General features: G+C 66.7%; 12 protein-coding genes. 5 read left to right on the forward strand and 7 right to left on the reverse strand.

Annotated features, from left to right (window positions below; translation table 11 throughout):
• Positions 1-99: 99 nt before the first annotated feature.
• From QRM60_RS04030 to QRM60_RS04040, 3 genes are all read right to left on the reverse strand, one after another.
• On the reverse strand, positions 100-402 hold the full coding sequence (locus QRM60_RS04030) for a UBP-type zinc finger domain-containing protein (RefSeq protein WP_076056201.1): 303 nt from the start codon (positions 400-402) through the stop codon (positions 100-102).
• A complete protein-coding gene (locus QRM60_RS04035) occupies positions 399-2,108 on the reverse strand; it encodes an FAD-dependent oxidoreductase (protein ID WP_285445653.1) in 1,710 nt (569 codons plus the stop codon). Before QRM60_RS04035 ends, QRM60_RS04030 begins: the two co-directional genes overlap by 4 nt.
• Positions 2,109-2,280: 172 nt before the next feature.
• Positions 2,281-2,916, reverse strand: a complete 636-nt coding sequence (locus QRM60_RS04040) for an alpha-ketoglutarate-dependent dioxygenase AlkB (RefSeq protein ID WP_115555565.1) — start codon at positions 2,914-2,916, stop codon at positions 2,281-2,283.
• Positions 2,917-3,090: 174 nt separating this feature from the next.
• On the opposite strand from QRM60_RS04040, the gene QRM60_RS04045 reads away from it, so the two are divergent.
• Both QRM60_RS04045 and QRM60_RS04050 read left to right on the forward strand, forming a co-directional pair.
• Entirely contained in the window at positions 3,091-4,074 is a 984-nt protein-coding gene (locus QRM60_RS04045) for an SDR family oxidoreductase (RefSeq protein ID WP_285445654.1), read from the forward strand.
• Between the two features lie 143 nt (positions 4,075-4,217).
• A complete protein-coding gene (locus tag QRM60_RS04050) occupies positions 4,218-6,566 on the forward strand; it encodes a GH92 family glycosyl hydrolase (protein ID WP_285445655.1) in 2,349 nt (782 codons plus the stop codon).
• 9 nt (positions 6,567-6,575) lie between these two features.
• On the opposite strand, the gene QRM60_RS04055 is transcribed toward QRM60_RS04050, so the two are convergent.
• Entirely contained in the window at positions 6,576-7,298 is a 723-nt protein-coding gene (locus tag QRM60_RS04055; protein ID WP_285445656.1) for a DUF429 domain-containing protein, read from the reverse strand.
• 177 nt (positions 7,299-7,475) lie between these two features.
• On the opposite strand from QRM60_RS04055, the gene QRM60_RS04060 reads away from it, so the two are divergent.
• On the forward strand, positions 7,476-8,378 hold the full coding sequence (locus QRM60_RS04060; protein ID WP_285445657.1) for an SDR family oxidoreductase: 903 nt from the start codon (positions 7,476-7,478) through the stop codon (positions 8,376-8,378).
• On the forward strand, positions 8,375-10,180 hold the full coding sequence (locus QRM60_RS04065) for a glycoside hydrolase family 15 protein (protein ID WP_285445658.1): 1,806 nt from the start codon (positions 8,375-8,377) through the stop codon (positions 10,178-10,180). Before QRM60_RS04060 ends, QRM60_RS04065 begins: the two co-directional genes overlap by 4 nt.
• Before the next feature lie 60 nt (positions 10,181-10,240).
• On the opposite strand, the gene QRM60_RS04070 is transcribed toward QRM60_RS04065, so the two are convergent.
• Positions 10,241-11,698 (reverse strand): glycoside hydrolase family 30 protein, encoded by a 1,458-nt coding sequence (locus QRM60_RS04070; RefSeq protein ID WP_343237644.1) that lies wholly within the window; start codon positions 11,696-11,698, stop codon positions 10,241-10,243.
• A gap of 11 nt (positions 11,699-11,709) precedes the next feature.
• Between QRM60_RS04070 and QRM60_RS04075 the strand changes: the two genes are divergently transcribed.
• A complete protein-coding gene (locus QRM60_RS04075) occupies positions 11,710-11,910 on the forward strand; it encodes a hypothetical protein (RefSeq protein WP_285445660.1) in 201 nt (66 codons plus the stop codon).
• A gap of 288 nt (positions 11,911-12,198) precedes the next feature.
• Here QRM60_RS04075 and QRM60_RS04080 read toward each other — a convergent pair whose 3' ends face one another.
• Positions 12,199-13,068, reverse strand: a complete 870-nt coding sequence (locus QRM60_RS04080) for an NAD(P)H-hydrate dehydratase (RefSeq protein ID WP_285445661.1) — start codon at positions 13,066-13,068, stop codon at positions 12,199-12,201.
• 1 nt (position 13,069) lies between these two features.
• On the reverse strand, positions 13,070-13,849 hold the full coding sequence (locus tag QRM60_RS04085) for a histidine phosphatase family protein (RefSeq protein ID WP_043921653.1): 780 nt from the start codon (positions 13,847-13,849) through the stop codon (positions 13,070-13,072).
• Positions 13,850-14,012 lie beyond the last annotated feature (163 nt).

Raw genomic sequence — 14,012 nt, forward strand, 5'->3', positions numbered from 1 at the left:
GACTCCGTCAGCACGCAGCAGTGAAACGCGGAGACACCCCACCGCAAGCCACGCCCTTCCGATTTCCCACTCCCAATTCCCAGCGGCGCAACGCGCCGCTCACACATACCGCGGAATCGGCCCCAGCTGCGGCGTCTGCTCCGGCAGCTCCACTTCCAGCTCATCCTCGTAGCACCAGCCCCAGCCTTCTGGCGGGTCGTAGCCTTCGATGATGGGGTGGCCGGTGGCGTGGAAGTGCGCGCTGGCGTGGCGGTTGGGCGAATCGTCGCAGCAGCCCACATGCCCGCACTCGCGGCACAGGCGCAGATGCACCCACACACTGCCGCTGGCCAGGCACTCTTCGCAGCCGCGGGCGCTGGGGGTGACGTGGTGGATGTGGTTGAGGTGCGTGCACTGGCTCATGAGGTCGCGGACTCCTGCGTGGCGTTGGCAAGTTCGGAGACGGCCACCGGCGTGGCCTGGTGTGCCAAGAATTGATGGATCTGCGCAACCACCGCAGCACCCTCGCCCACGGCGGCAGCCACGCGCTTGACCGAACCGGCGCGCACATCGCCAATGGCGAACACGCCGCGACGGTTGGTCTCCAGCGGCAGGCACGGTGGCAGCCCTTCGGCGCGCACGCTGCCGGTCACCACGAAGCCATGCGCATCGGTTTCCACGCACTGCTGCAGCCACCCGGTGTTGGGGTCAGCGCCCACAAACAGGAACAGGTGGCGCAGCTCCAGCCGCTGGGTCTGGCCATCGGCACGCGTGCGCAGCACCGCTGCCTGCAGACCGCGCTCGGGGTCGCCTTCCAGCGCGGCCACTTCGGTGCCGGTGTGCAACGTCACGTTGGGCAGCGCGGCGATGCGTTCGATCAGGTATTGCGACATCGACGCTTCCAGGCCCTCACCGCGAATGATCAGGTGCAATTCCTTCACCCGCGGCGCCAGGAACGCCACTGCCTGCCCGGCGGAATTGCCGCCGCCCACCAAGGCCACCACGCCGCCCTCGCACAGGCGTGCTTCCACCGGCGAGGCCCAGTACGAGACGCCGTGGCCTTCGAAACGGTCCAGCTGGTCGATCTGCGGCCGCCGGTAGCGCGCACCGGAGGCGATCACCACTGTGCTGGCCTGCAGCTGCTTGCCATCGGCCAGATCCAGCCGCAATGCCCCGTCTTCGCGCCCGCATTCCAGCGTGGCCGCTTCCAGCGGAATGGCCAGCTCTGCACCGAATTTGAGCGCCTGGTTGTAGGCGCGCCCAGCCAGCGCCTGGCCAGAGATGCCGGTGGGAAAGCCCAGGTAATTTTCGATCCGTGTCGACGCACCGGCCTGCCCGCCAATGGCGCGCTGGTCCAGCACGATCACCGACAGGCCTTCGGAGGCCGCATACACCGCGGTGGCCAGGCCCGCCGGGCCGGCGCCGACAATCGCCACGTCGTAGCGGTGATCCGGGTCGATGTCGGGCGTCATGCCCAGGCAATGCGCGGCTTCGGCATCGCTGGGCTGGCGCAGCACGCGCCCGCTGGGGCACACCATCACCGGCAGGTCCTGTTCCTGGATGCCCAGCCGCTCCACCAGCGCGCGGCCGTCCTCATCGGACACATCCATCACCGTGTTGGGATAGCCGTTGCGGGTGAGAAAGCCCTGCAGCCGGGTCAGGTGCGGGTCGTCGGGTTCGCCGATCAGCACCGAGCCGGAGGCATCGCCTTCGATCAGCCCCACGCGGCGCAGGATCAGCGCGCGCATCACCACCTCGCCCACTTCGGCCGAGCTGATCATCAGCGCGCGCAGATGCGCGGTGTCGAACGGCAATGCCAGGCAGCCGTGTTCGCCCGCGCGCCCCGCAGCGAGCGACGCGCGCCCGGCCAGCTGGCTCACTTCGCCGGTGAACTGCCCGGGCGTGTGCAAGGTGATGGGTTTTTCGTTGCCCAGGCCATCGCGGCGCACCACCTCGATGGCGCCTTCCAGCACCACCCAGACCGGCGCGTGCGCATCGCCCACGTCGAACACCATTTCGCCGGCGTCGAAGCGCCGCGGCGGGCCGCTGGCAAAGCGCCGGGTGATGGCGAGTTGCGCCGTGTCCAGCTCGGGAAACATCTGATGGTGACGGGTGTCAGCCAGGCTCATGGAGCGGCGGTATCGGGTGGGGGAAGTGCATGCAAGCATGGCCAGACGTGATGGCGATGGCAATCACCCGAAATGGGCAGCGTGCGGGCGCAGGCATCCAGTGCAACTACGCGGTGTTCGCGGCCGCTGCGCAGTGCCTTGCGAGGTGTGCACGCACGTGCCGCACCTGTGTTCAGTCCGTTTGCGTGGGTGCTTCCCAGTGCGGCCCGTGCTGACCGGCGGCCATACGCGCGGGCGGGCGCACCCGGAACACCACGCTGATGCGCTCGCCGAGCGCGCGCGTGGTCTTGGGAATACCGTGCTCATGCGTCAGCTGCGAGGCATGGCTCATCGCCAACAGGCTGCCGGGCGCCAGCGCCAGCGTGATCGCGCGCGTGGCGCCCTGCTTGGCCCGCAACTGCATCCGCCGCGGCGTGCCCAGCGACAGCAGCGCAATCGGGTGCGGCGCCAGCAGCGTGTGCAGCTTGTCGTGGTGCATGGCCACGCTGTCGCGACCGTCGCGGTACAGATTCAAGCCCAATGCGTTGTACGGTGCCGGCAGCTGTGCCTGCACCGCGGCCAGCAAGGCCTGCAGCGGCAGGCCCGGCGGCAGTGGCGCGTCCAGCCGGTACGAGGCCAGCAGGCGCGGCACATCCACCACGCGGTCGTACATCGTGCGCTGGTGGCGTTGCCAGTCCGCGCCGTCGCGCAGTGCCGCAAACGCGGCCTGCGCCACCGCGGGCGCCAGCAGCTGCGGCCAATAGCGCACGCCGCCTTCGGCATCGTCCAGCACCTGCAGCGGCGCGAGCGGTGTATCGAACAAATCCATTGCGCTCAGATGGGGATGGTGGCGGTGATTTTCAGCACTGAATGCTGATGACGTCGTGCAACTCTTGCCACGGTTGCGGTGCCGGTTGGCTTCACGCAGCGGTACGCAAATGGCCGCGTGCCATTCACAGCCTAGCATCAAGCATGGACGCTTCTACGACCCAGGAGCCTCCGCATGCATCGCACACATCCTGCCCACGTGGTGATTTCCGGCGCATCCAGCGGCATTGGCCAGGCCACCGCCGAAGCGTTTGCCGAACGCGGCGCGCGCCTGGTGGTGGCCGCGCGTGGCGAAGAGGCATTGCAGCACGTCGCCGAGCGCTGCCGTGCACACGGCGCCGAGGTGCTGGTGGTGCCCACCGACGTCAAACAGGCCGATCAGGTGCAGGCGCTTGCCACCAGCGCGCGCAGTTTTCTGGGCCGCATCGACCTATGGTTTGGCAATGTCGGCGTAGGCACGGTGGGCAACTTCCACGAGGTGCCCATCGAAGCGAGCACGGCGGTGGTGCAGGCCAACCTGATCGGGCGCATGCACGATGCGCACGCCGCCATTCCCATCTTTGTCGAACAAGGCCATGGCGTGTTCGTCAACATGATTTCGCTGGGCGGATTTGCCGCCACGCCCTACGCCGCCGCCTACAGCGCCAGCAAGTTCGGCCAGCGCGGGTTTTCCGAAGCATTACGCGCGGAATTGATCGATCACCCCAAGGTGCATGTCTGCGATGTGTACCCGTACTTCGTCGACACGCCGGGGCTGTCGCACGGGGCCAACTACGTGGGCCGCCGCGTCACCGGCCCGCCGATGATGCTGGACACGCGCACCGTGGCGCAGGCGGTGGTGCGGCTGCTCGATCGCCCGCGCAACACCGTGGTGATCGGCCCGGCCGTGCAGGCCATGCGGGTTGGCCATGCGTTGGCACCCAATCTGTTCGCACGTGCGATGAGCCGGTTCTTTCAGCGTTACTTCGCGCAAGCACCGCGCGTGGGCCGCTCCAGCGGCAACGTGTTTGGCCCACCTGCCATCGCCGGCGGTATCGATGGCGGCTTCCGCCGTCGCCCGGCCGTGCGTGCACATGCGGGGCGCAACACCTTGGCCATCGGCGCGGCGCTAGCTGCGCTGGCAACCGTGGCGGTGCTGGCCGCGAAGCGCGCGCGTTGATGCACGTCCACGTGGCCGGCGGGCGTGCAGGTGCGCAGTGGCGGACACAAGCGCGGCAGCATGCACGGCGTTGTGCGGCGCCGTCGATCCAGTGAAGGGCCTGTGCTACGGTCCGGCGCTGCACTTGCCCGGAGTCGTCCCGCATGCAGCATCGGTTGATCGCATTGTCCCGTATCCGCTGGCTGGCGCTGCTGGCCGGCCTTGCCGTCTTCGCCAGCCCTGCCGCGCCACGCGCCGCCGACTCGGCCTATCGCGCGGTTGATCCCTTCATCGGCACCGGTGGCGAAGGCCACACCTACCCCGGCGCCACGGTGCCGTTCGGCATGGTGCAGTTGAGTCCGGATACGCAGATCAAACCGCGCAAGGAGGCCTACGGCTGGGCGGCCGGCTACCGGCATAGCGACAGCACGATTGTCGGCTTCTCGCATACGCATTTCTCCGGCTCCGGGCATTCGGACCTGGGCGATGTGTTGCTGATGCCGATCGCCGGTGCGGTGAAGCTAGAACGCGGCGATGCCAACACACCCGGCAGCGGCTACACCGCGCAGTTCGATCACGCCAGCGAGCAGGCGCAGCCCGGCTATTACGCGGTGACCTTGAAAGACCGCAACATCCGCGCCGAACTCACCGCCAGCGCGCGCGTGGGCGTGCACCGCTACCAGTTCCCCAAGGGCGTGCCCGCGCATGTGCTGGTGGATCTGCGCACCAGCCTCTATGACTACCCAGGCAAGGTGCAGTGGTCGCGCCTGCGCGTGCGCAGCGATGGCACGATCACCGGATTCCGCGAAACGCGTGGCTGGGCGCCGGGCCGGCAACTGTATTTCGCCATGCGCTTTTCGCGCCCGCTCACCGCCACGCAACTGCACGACACCGAGCAGGACATCCCGTACAAGGGCTTCCCGCCGCCGGGTGACAAGAACCCCGCGCAACGTGCGCAGATCGAAGGCCGGCAGCTGGTGGGCGTGTTCGATGTTGCCAATGACGGCACACCATTGGTGGTCACCGTAGCGCTGTCGCCGGTCAGCGAAGACAGTGCCATTGCGAACCTGGCCGCCGAAGTGCCCGGCTTCGACTTCGACCGCGTGCGCGCCGATGCACGCGCGCAATGGACACAGGCGTTGTCGGCGATCGATGCACACGGCACGCCGCAGCAGCGCACCCAGCTGTACACCGCGCTGTACCACACGCTGCTCGGGCCCACGTTGTTCATGGACAGCGACGGCCGCTACCGCGGGCCGGACAACGCCGTGCATCAGGCCACCGGCTGGAGCCACTATTCCACCTTCTCGCTGTGGGACACCTACCGCGCCCTGCACCCCCTGCTCACCCTGGTGCAACCGCCGCAGCGCACCAGCGACGTGGTCAACTCCCTGCTCGCCTCACGCCGGGAAAGCGCCTACGGCATCCTGCCCGTGTGGGCGTTTCATGGCCTGGAAACCTGGTGCATGATCGGTTACCACGCCGTGCCGGTGATTGCCGATGCCTACATGAAAGGCATCGGCGGCTTCGATGCCAACGAAGCACTCGATGCCATGGTGGCCAGCGCCAACTACGGCCCCTACGACGGCATCGCGCAGTACCGCGAACTGGGCTATGTGCCGATCGACGAAGAAGGCGAAGCCGCCTCCAAAACCCTGGAATACGCATTCGACGACTGGACCATCGCACAGATGGCCGACAAGTTAGGCAAGCCCGCCATCGCCGCAGAATTCAGCAAGCGCGCTGCCAACTGGAAGCACGCCTTCGACCCGGCCACTGGCTACATGCGCGCGCGCACCCGCGCCGGCACTTTCCGCGAACCGTTCGACCCCTCTGCCAGCGGCTATGGCAGCGACTACACCGAAGGCAACGCCTGGCAATACTCCTGGTACGTGCCGCAGGACGTCGCCGGCCTGGCGGCCGCGCATGGCGGCGAAGACAAGCTACTGGCGCGGCTGGATGCGGTGTTCGACGCCAAGGTGGACCCGAAGGTGTTCGAGCACATGGAAGACATCACCGGGCTGATCGGCTGGTATGCGCATGGCAACGAGCCCAGCCATCACGTCGCGTATCTGTACGCCTATGCCGGCCAGCCGTGGCGCACGCAGGCACGCCTGACCCAGATCATGGACACCCAATACCACGCCGGCCCCGAAGGCCTGGCCGGCAACGACGACCTCGGCCAGATGTCGGCCTGGTACGTGTTCACCACGCTGGGCTTCTACCCGGTGGCGCCGGGCAGCAATCAGTACATCATCGGCCGCCCGTTCCTGCCGCGCGCCACGCTCAACCTGCCCAACGGCAAGCGCTTCAGCGTGATCGCCGAAGGCGTGAGCGATGCACGCCCGTACATCGGCAGCGCCACCCTCAACGGCCAGCCGCTGACGCGCGCCTATCTGACGCACGCGCAGATCCAGGCCGGCGGCGAGTTGCGCTTCCGCATGCAGGCCACGCCGAATCAGCAATGGGCCACCGACCCCGCGCAGCGGCCGTATTCGATGTCGGCGCGCTAACGCGGTGCGTCAGTAGCGGATCGCCATGCGCAAGCCATGGCGGTCATGCTCCACCACCGCAGGCAAGCTGCCGGCGGTGCCTGCCGCAATCCGCTGCGCACTCCAGCACGCCACCAGCGCATCGAGCACATCATCCGGCGCAGCCAAGCGCCGCGGCACGGCCGCCAGCAGCGCCTGCACCCGCGCGTGGCCGACGTGTTCGCCGAGCAACGCGATGCGCTGTGCATGGCCGGCCGGCGTCTTCTTGCCAGCGGCGAGTCCCTGGCCGCCGTTGAGCACGGCGAACGAGACTTCCGGGTGCACCTCATGCACGCGCACAGCCCAGGCCGCATCGCTGCGCAGGGCGGCATCCCAATGGCGGATCTTGTCCAACAACCCGAAGGACTGCACACCGAAGCCGCGCTGCTTGTCGTGATCCAGCGCACGATGCAGGCGCGATGCTTCCGGCTGCGACTGCGCATGCAACATGCCGCGCAGAGGCGCAGCAAAGATGCTGCAGGCGCGGCGGCCGCCCACGAAACGGCGCGCCTGCACGTCGGCCGCGCGCGGGGTGTGCTCACTCAGGCCAATGGGAATATCCACGCCGATCACCTCGGCCGCACGCAGTGCATGCGCCACGTCCTGCACCGTTGCGTAATACGCAAATGCCAACGCGTCCTCGGTGTCCCACACCGCCAGCCAACCGCTGCGCGCGCCATCGATTCCCACCCACCGCATCGTGTACCTCGTCATTGCGCCCACCGTCGTGGTGGTGATTGACGCATATCTGCACGGTTTGCGTGCGGTCACGCATTCACACCATGCACAACATTCGTTCACTGCTGCACAGCGCATCGCTTTCCACACTGGGCGCCGCTCGGTGCGCAGCCGTCTGCGTGCCCCCACTCCCCCTCGACAGGAGACCCGTGCATGTCCAGCACGAAGAACCAATACGCAATGCAGAACCCGCTCACCCAGTTCCCGCAGCCCACCTTTCCGGAGCAGACCCAGGAAGCGCCCGGCACCATTCATGCGCTGCAACCCAAGGCCGACCATGGCGAGCAGAGCTACCAGGGCTTCGGCCGCCTGCAGGGCCGCAAGGCGCTGATCACCGGTGCGGACTCGGGCATTGGCCGCGCCACCGCCATCGCCTATGCGCGCGAAGGTGCAGACATCGTGCTCAATTACCTGCCCGAAGAAGAGCGGGATGCCGCCGAGGTGGTGCAGCTCATCCAGGCCGAAGGCCGCAAGGCCATCGCCGTACCGGGTGACCTCAAGGACGAAGCCTTCTGCAACCAGTTGGTGGAACGTGCGGTGAAAGAACTCGGCGGCCTGGATCTGCTGATCAACATCGCCGGCAAGCAGACCGCCATCAAGGACATCGCCGACATCACCACCGAGCAGTTCGACGCCACCTTCAAGACCAACGTCTACGCGATGTTCTGGCTGTGCAAGGCGGCCATCCCGCATCTGCCGCCGGGCGCATCCATCATCAACACCGGCTCGATCCAGTCTTACCAGCCCTCGCCCACCCTGCTCGACTACGCCTCCACCAAGGCGGCCATCGTCAACTTCACCAAGGGGCTGGCGCAGCAGGTGGCCGAGAAAGGCATCCGCGTCAACGCCGTGGCGCCGGGCCCGGTGTGGACGCCGCTGCAGCCCAGCGGTGGCCAGCCGCCGGAAAAGATCCCGGAATTTGGCTCGGAAACGCCGATGAAGCGCGCCGGCCAGCCGGTGGAGATGGCACCGCTGTACGTGCTGCTCGCCTCGCAGGAATCGAGCTATGTCACCGGCGAAGTGTTCGGCGCCACCGGCGGCCTGCTGCTGTCTTGAGTCGCCCCAGCGCCCAGTTCCGCCGCGATGCCAGCGGCACGTTACCGATTGCCGGCTATGCCGCCATCGGTGACGGCCGCTCGGTGGCGCTGTGCGGTGCCGATGGCGGCATCGACTGGTGGTGCGTGCCGAAGATGGACGCGCCACCGTTGTTCGATCGCCTGCTCGATGCCGGCAATGGCGGTTTCTTTTCGCTGTGCCCGCATGACCTGCAGCAAGTGGAGCGCCGCTACCGCGACGGCAGCAATGTGCTGGAAACCACCTACATCACCGCCAGTGGCCGCGCGCGCCTCACCGAATCGGTCAACAGTGGCGAGGCCGGCCGGCTGCCGTGGTCGGAGCTGGCCCGGCGCATCGACGGGCTGGAAGGCGAGGTGGTGTTCGAGCTCATCTATCAGCCAGGCACACGCGCAGGCGAAGCGACGCCGTGGCAGAGCGACACGCCCAACGGCCGCGTGCACCACGTTGGCCCGTTGATGACCATGCTGCGCTTCGACGCGGAGGCGGTGCAGATCGCACACTGCGACGACCGCAGCGTGCGCGGCACCTTGCGCATTGCCGCCGGCGATCGCCAGCTCGTGGCACTGCTCGCATCCGAGCGCGAGGCCTTGCCGGTGCCGCCACTGGCGGATATCGACGGCCGCATCGACCGCAGCGATCAGGAATGGCGCGAATGGAGCGGCAACCTGAGCTACGACAACGGTTACCACGACACCGTGGTGCGCTCGGCGCTTGCGCTGAAATTCCTGTGGTTTTCGCCCACCGGCGCCATTGCCGCGGCGGTCACTACCTCGCTGCCGGAGCAGATCGGTGGCAATGGCAATTGGGACTACCGCTACGCCTGGGTGCGCGATGCCGCGTACACCACCAAGGCGTTCCTGCGCGTGGGCGCACTGGCCGATGCCAAGGCTGCCTTCAGCTGGCTGATGCACACCATTCGCCGCCACCGCCCCTGGATTCGCCCGTGCTACACGCTCGATGGCGAGCTGGTACCGGATGAGCGCGAGATCGACATTGCCGGTTACCGCGACACCCGCCCGGTCCGCGTTGGCAACACCGCGAATGACCAATTGCAGTTGTGCCTGTACGGCGATGTGTTCGAGATGACCGCGCGCTTTGTCGATGCCGGCCACATCCTGGACCCGGAAACGGCACGTCAGTTGTTCGAGCTGGGCAACGAATGTGCCGATGCCTGGATGCGCAAGGACGCAGGCTTCTGGGAGCTGGAGCAGGACGAGCACTACACCATGTCCAAGATCGAATGCTGGATGGCGCTGCGCCGTGCCAGCGAGCTGGCCAAGGCCGGCCACCTGTCGTCGGCCATGCTGCCGCGCTGGGAGCGCGAGCAGGCGCGCATCCTGGCCTGGATCGACGAGCACTGCTGGTCCGAGTCCAAGCAGGCCTACACCTTCTACGCCGGCACCGACGACCTGGATGCCAGCCTGATGCTGGCCTCGCGCTTCGGCCTGGCCGAGGTGCGCCACGCCCGCATGGTCTCCACCCGCGACGCCATCCGCCGAGAACTGGGCTGCGACGAGTTGCTATACCGCTACAGCGGCATGCAGCAGCGCGAAGGCACATTCACCGCCTGCGCGTTCTGGATGGTGGAAGCCTACGGCTTGCTGGGCGAACGCGACGAAGCCAGGCGCCTGTTCGAGCGGCTGCTGGAGCGCCTGGGCAACGATGTGGACCTGATGCCGGAAATGGTGGACGCCCACACTGGCGATGCCCTGGGCAATCTGCCGCAGGGGTTGAGCCATCTCGCCTTGATCCATGCCGCGTTGGCGGTGCACGGGGAATAACGCTGCACGGGCCGCATGTGCGCGCTAGTGGCACGCACATGCGCGTAGCGCCCAGCATCATCACTGCGCCAGCACCACCGTCTGGATCGCATGCGCGGGAATCTCCAGCACGCTGGAGGCATCGCCCACATACAGGTTGTAGCGGATCGCCACATCCGTGGCATTCATCACCACCGTCGCCAGGCTGCCATCGCTGTTGACGAACGCAGTGGTGGCCAGGTTACTGCGGCTGCTCGCCGCACTCACCCGCTGCGTGCCAGGCCGGATGAACTTGGAAAAGTGGCCGATATACCAATAGCTCGGCGTGTAGATCACCTCGCCGGTGCGCGTGTTGGCATGCACCGGTGCAAAGCAATAGTTGCCCACGTGATTGGGGCCGCCGTGCTCGTCCAGCAGGATGTTCCAGTCCGTCCAACCCACCGCACCGTGATTGAGGTCGTTGATGATGGCGGTGCCATAGCGCTCGCCATTGGGCCAGTGCTGCAGCTTGGCCGGGTCGAATTTTTCCACCGCCGCCTCGGTGAGCAGCAGGTGCTTGTCCGGGTACGCCTGCGCCACCGCCGCCACGTTCTCCACCATCGGCGCGAACCCGGCCCAGGTTTCGTACCAGTGGAAGCCCATGCCCCACGCATATTTGGAAGCCTCCGGATCGTCGAAGATCACATGCGCGCGGTGCACCATCATGTCGCGGTTATGGTCCCACACGATGATCTTGCGATCGCCATAGCCGGCCTTGGCCATGGTCGGGCCCAGATGATTCTTGAGGAAGTCGCGCTCCTCTTGTGCAGAAAACAGCATCGACTCCCAGGTCTGCACTGCCATCGGCTCATTCTGCAGGCTGATGCCCCAGATCGGGATGCCGGCCTTTTCATACGCGGCAATGAAGCGCGTGTAGTACGTGGCCCAGGCCTGCGCATACGCGGGCAACAGCTTGCCGCCCTTGAGCATGGTGTTGCTGTCTTTCATGAAGGCCGGCGCGCTCCACGGGCTGGCAAACGTGGTGAGCGTGCCACCGGCCGCAGCAATGGCCTGACGCAGCATCGGAATGCGGTATTTCGCATCGTGCTGCACCGAAAAGGTCTTCAGCGCCGCATCGCCTTCCTTGATGTAGGTGTAGCTGCCGCTGCTGAAATCCGAGCTATGGATGGTGGTCCGCGCCAGCGTGTAGCCGATGCCCTTGTCCGGGTCGTAGTAGGCGGTGAGCAGTTGCCGCTGCGCCTGCTTGGGCAGTTTGGCGAAGGTTTCTGCGCTGGAATCGGTGATCGCCCCGCCAATGCCCAGCAACGCCTGAAACCGCCGCTGTGGATTGACGAAGATGGAGTTCTCTTTCTCCGTCAGCGCATGCCCTGCCGTGGGCGCATCGACAGTGCTGACACGCATCTGCTGCGTTGCGCCTTGGGCAGAGGTGTAAACGCGTAGTGCGCCGGCAGGTGCTGCTGGCGGAACAGCAGCATCCGCAACCGCAGCCTCTACCGCCTTCGATGCGGGCGTGGATGCAGATGCCGTCGATGCCGGCACCGGAATAGGCGTTGCTGTTGCTGTTGCTGTTGCTGTTGCTGTTGCTGTTGCTGTTGCTGTTGCTGCTGTTGTTGCTGTTGCTGTTGCTGTTGCAGATGCAGATGCAGATGCAGATGCCAACACCGTTTCAGTCGCAGCACCCCAAACTCCCAGAACCCCCACCATCGACCACGCAATCGCTCGCTTCACCGTGCACCCTCCCAGGTTGGTGACCAAGCCTAACCGACCAACGCGGCGCAACATCGCGCCACAAACGAGCGCAACCATGCATCCATCCACCATCGGACACTCCCTTCTCCCCTCGGGAGAAGGTGGCCCGAAGGGCCGGATGAGGGTACGTCTGCTAAGAGTGCGACCCGCCCCCTGCAATCAAGGCAACAACATAAACCCCAACTGGAAAGACAGCTCCACGACTTCAGCAAACGTACCCTCACCCCAACCCCTCTCCCGCTGGAGAGGGGCTTTTGGTCTGCGCACGGCATCAACTCAACGAGCGTCGATCATCCCCTCGGCAACCGGTCCAGAATCCCCGGCACTTCCAGCGGAATTTCGCGCGCCAGAAATCCCACCGTGCCAATACGCTTGGCCAACTGTTTGCCCGCCGTTGCATGCACAAACACGCCCCACAGCGCGGCGGTCAGCGCATCGCATCCACGCGCAGCAAAACCGGCAATCAGGCCAGCCAAGGTATCGCCCGAGCCCGAGGTGCCCAGCCCCGGCACACCGCCGCGGTGTACCCACAACGCACCCTCCGGCGCGGCAATAAAACTGTCTGCACCTTTTACGATCACCACGCTGCGCATCTTTTTGGCAAACGCCAACGCGTAGTCGGCGGGCGCCGCTTCCACCGCGGCCTTGTCATCGCCGGCCAGGGCCGCCATCTCGCCCGCGTGTGGCGTCAACACGAAGGGCCGCCCCAGCGGCGCACGCAGCCGTGGCGACAACGCACCGGCATCCAGCACCAACGTGCACACCGCCTGGTCGATCGCCCGCCTCACCAACGCCGCAGTGGTATTCGTCGAGGCCATGCCCGGGCCGATCACCGCCGCATCGCATGCGCTCATGGCCGCATCCAGCGCACGGTGCCCGCGCACGATCTCGCCCTGCCCATTTTCGCCCAGCCCCAGCACCAACGCCTCAGGCATGGCCAAGGCCATGCCTGGCGCCACGCTGGCCGCGGTGGCGAGCTGCAACTTGCCCGCACCTGCGCGCAAGGCCGCCTCGCCCGCCAGCATCACCGCACCGGGCACGCGCGCCGAGCCGCCCACGATCAATACACGCCCGCGCTGCTCCTTGTCGCCGCCCGGCGCCGGCAGCGGCTGTGCGCGCAAGGCCGCAGCGGTGACGGTGCGCACGCGTGGCCCGGCCATCTCAGCGCGCTCCTGCCGGCCGATCGGATTCGGTGGTCACCGGCTCATCCGCCAGCTCCGGCGGCACGAACTTGGTGCGCACCAGTTCCAGCGACTGCCCATCGGCCACCGCGGCGTATTCGGTCACCCCGCAATTGGGCACGTCGCCCTCGCGGTCGATCGCCAGGATGGTGGCCTCGTCCATCTGCTCGATCAGATACCGGAAGCAATTGACAATCACCTGGTGCCCCACGATCAGCACCCGCGCCCCGACATGGTTGCGCTGCAGATCGCCCACGATGCTGCGCAGGCGGAAGATCACATCGCACCAGCTCTCCCCACCCGGCGGGCGGAAGTAGAACTTTCCCACCAGCTTGCGCTGCTCCGACAACTCCGGAAACGTGGCGATGATGCCGGCCGTGGTGTAGCGGTCCAGTACGCCGAATTCTTTTTCGCGCAACCGCTCGTCCACGCTCACGGCCGTGTCTGGCTGGCCCATCGCGCGCGCCACCGCCAAGGCGGTCTGGCGCGCACGCACATAGGTGGAACTCAGGATCAACGTGGGCCGCTCATGCTCCGGCAAGCCCGCCATCCACGCACCCAGGGCCCGCGCCTGGCGCTCGCCCAATGCCGAGAGCGGCACATCCGCATCGCGGTGCTCCAGGTCGATCAACGTCGCGCCATTGGACTCGGCCACATCACGCGCCACATTGCCCGCGCTCTGCCCATGCCGCACCACCCACAACCGCGCCGGCCATTGCGCCGAGACACCGGCAACCGCACTGTTCTCACTCACACCCATCTCCTGCACAACCGGGCTCCACGTGTCGCACAGCGGCCGTGAACAGCTGGTCGACCAGGCATCCACTGCCGCCGCATCGCGCCACCGGTGTCATCACCGCGCCAGCCCCCAGCGCCGTGCAATGGACGTGACCGGCGCCTCATCCGGGCCGCGCCATACAACG

This window comes from Xanthomonas sp. fls2-241-TYG-148 (genome assembly GCF_030208815.1).
Classification (GTDB): Bacteria; Pseudomonadota; Gammaproteobacteria; order Xanthomonadales; family Xanthomonadaceae; genus Xanthomonas; species Xanthomonas campestris.

What these genes read in the sequence shown, in the direction of transcription:
- QRM60_RS04030 (WP_076056201.1), bottom strand. Translation starts at nt 402, where the DNA reads ATGAGCCAGTGCACGCACCTCAACCACATCCACCACGTCACCCCCAGC.
- QRM60_RS04035 (WP_285445653.1), bottom strand. Translation starts at nt 2,108, where the DNA reads ATGAGCCTGGCTGACACCCGTCACCATCAGATGTTTCCCGAGCTGGAC.
- QRM60_RS04040 (WP_115555565.1), bottom strand. Translation starts at nt 2,916, where the DNA reads ATGGATTTGTTCGATACACCGCTCGCGCCGCTGCAGGTGCTGGACGAT.
- QRM60_RS04045 (WP_285445654.1), top strand. Translation starts at nt 3,091, where the DNA reads ATGCATCGCACACATCCTGCCCACGTGGTGATTTCCGGCGCATCCAGC.
- QRM60_RS04050 (WP_285445655.1), top strand. Translation starts at nt 4,218, where the DNA reads ATGCAGCATCGGTTGATCGCATTGTCCCGTATCCGCTGGCTGGCGCTG.
- QRM60_RS04055 (WP_285445656.1), bottom strand. Translation starts at nt 7,298, where the DNA reads ATGACGAGGTACACGATGCGGTGGGTGGGAATCGATGGCGCGCGCAGC.
- QRM60_RS04060 (WP_285445657.1), top strand. Translation starts at nt 7,476, where the DNA reads ATGTCCAGCACGAAGAACCAATACGCAATGCAGAACCCGCTCACCCAG.
- QRM60_RS04080 (WP_285445661.1), bottom strand. Translation starts at nt 13,068, where the DNA reads ATGGCCGGGCCACGCGTGCGCACCGTCACCGCTGCGGCCTTGCGCGCA.
- QRM60_RS04085 (WP_043921653.1), bottom strand. Translation starts at nt 13,849, where the DNA reads ATGGGTGTGAGTGAGAACAGTGCGGTTGCCGGTGTCTCGGCGCAATGG.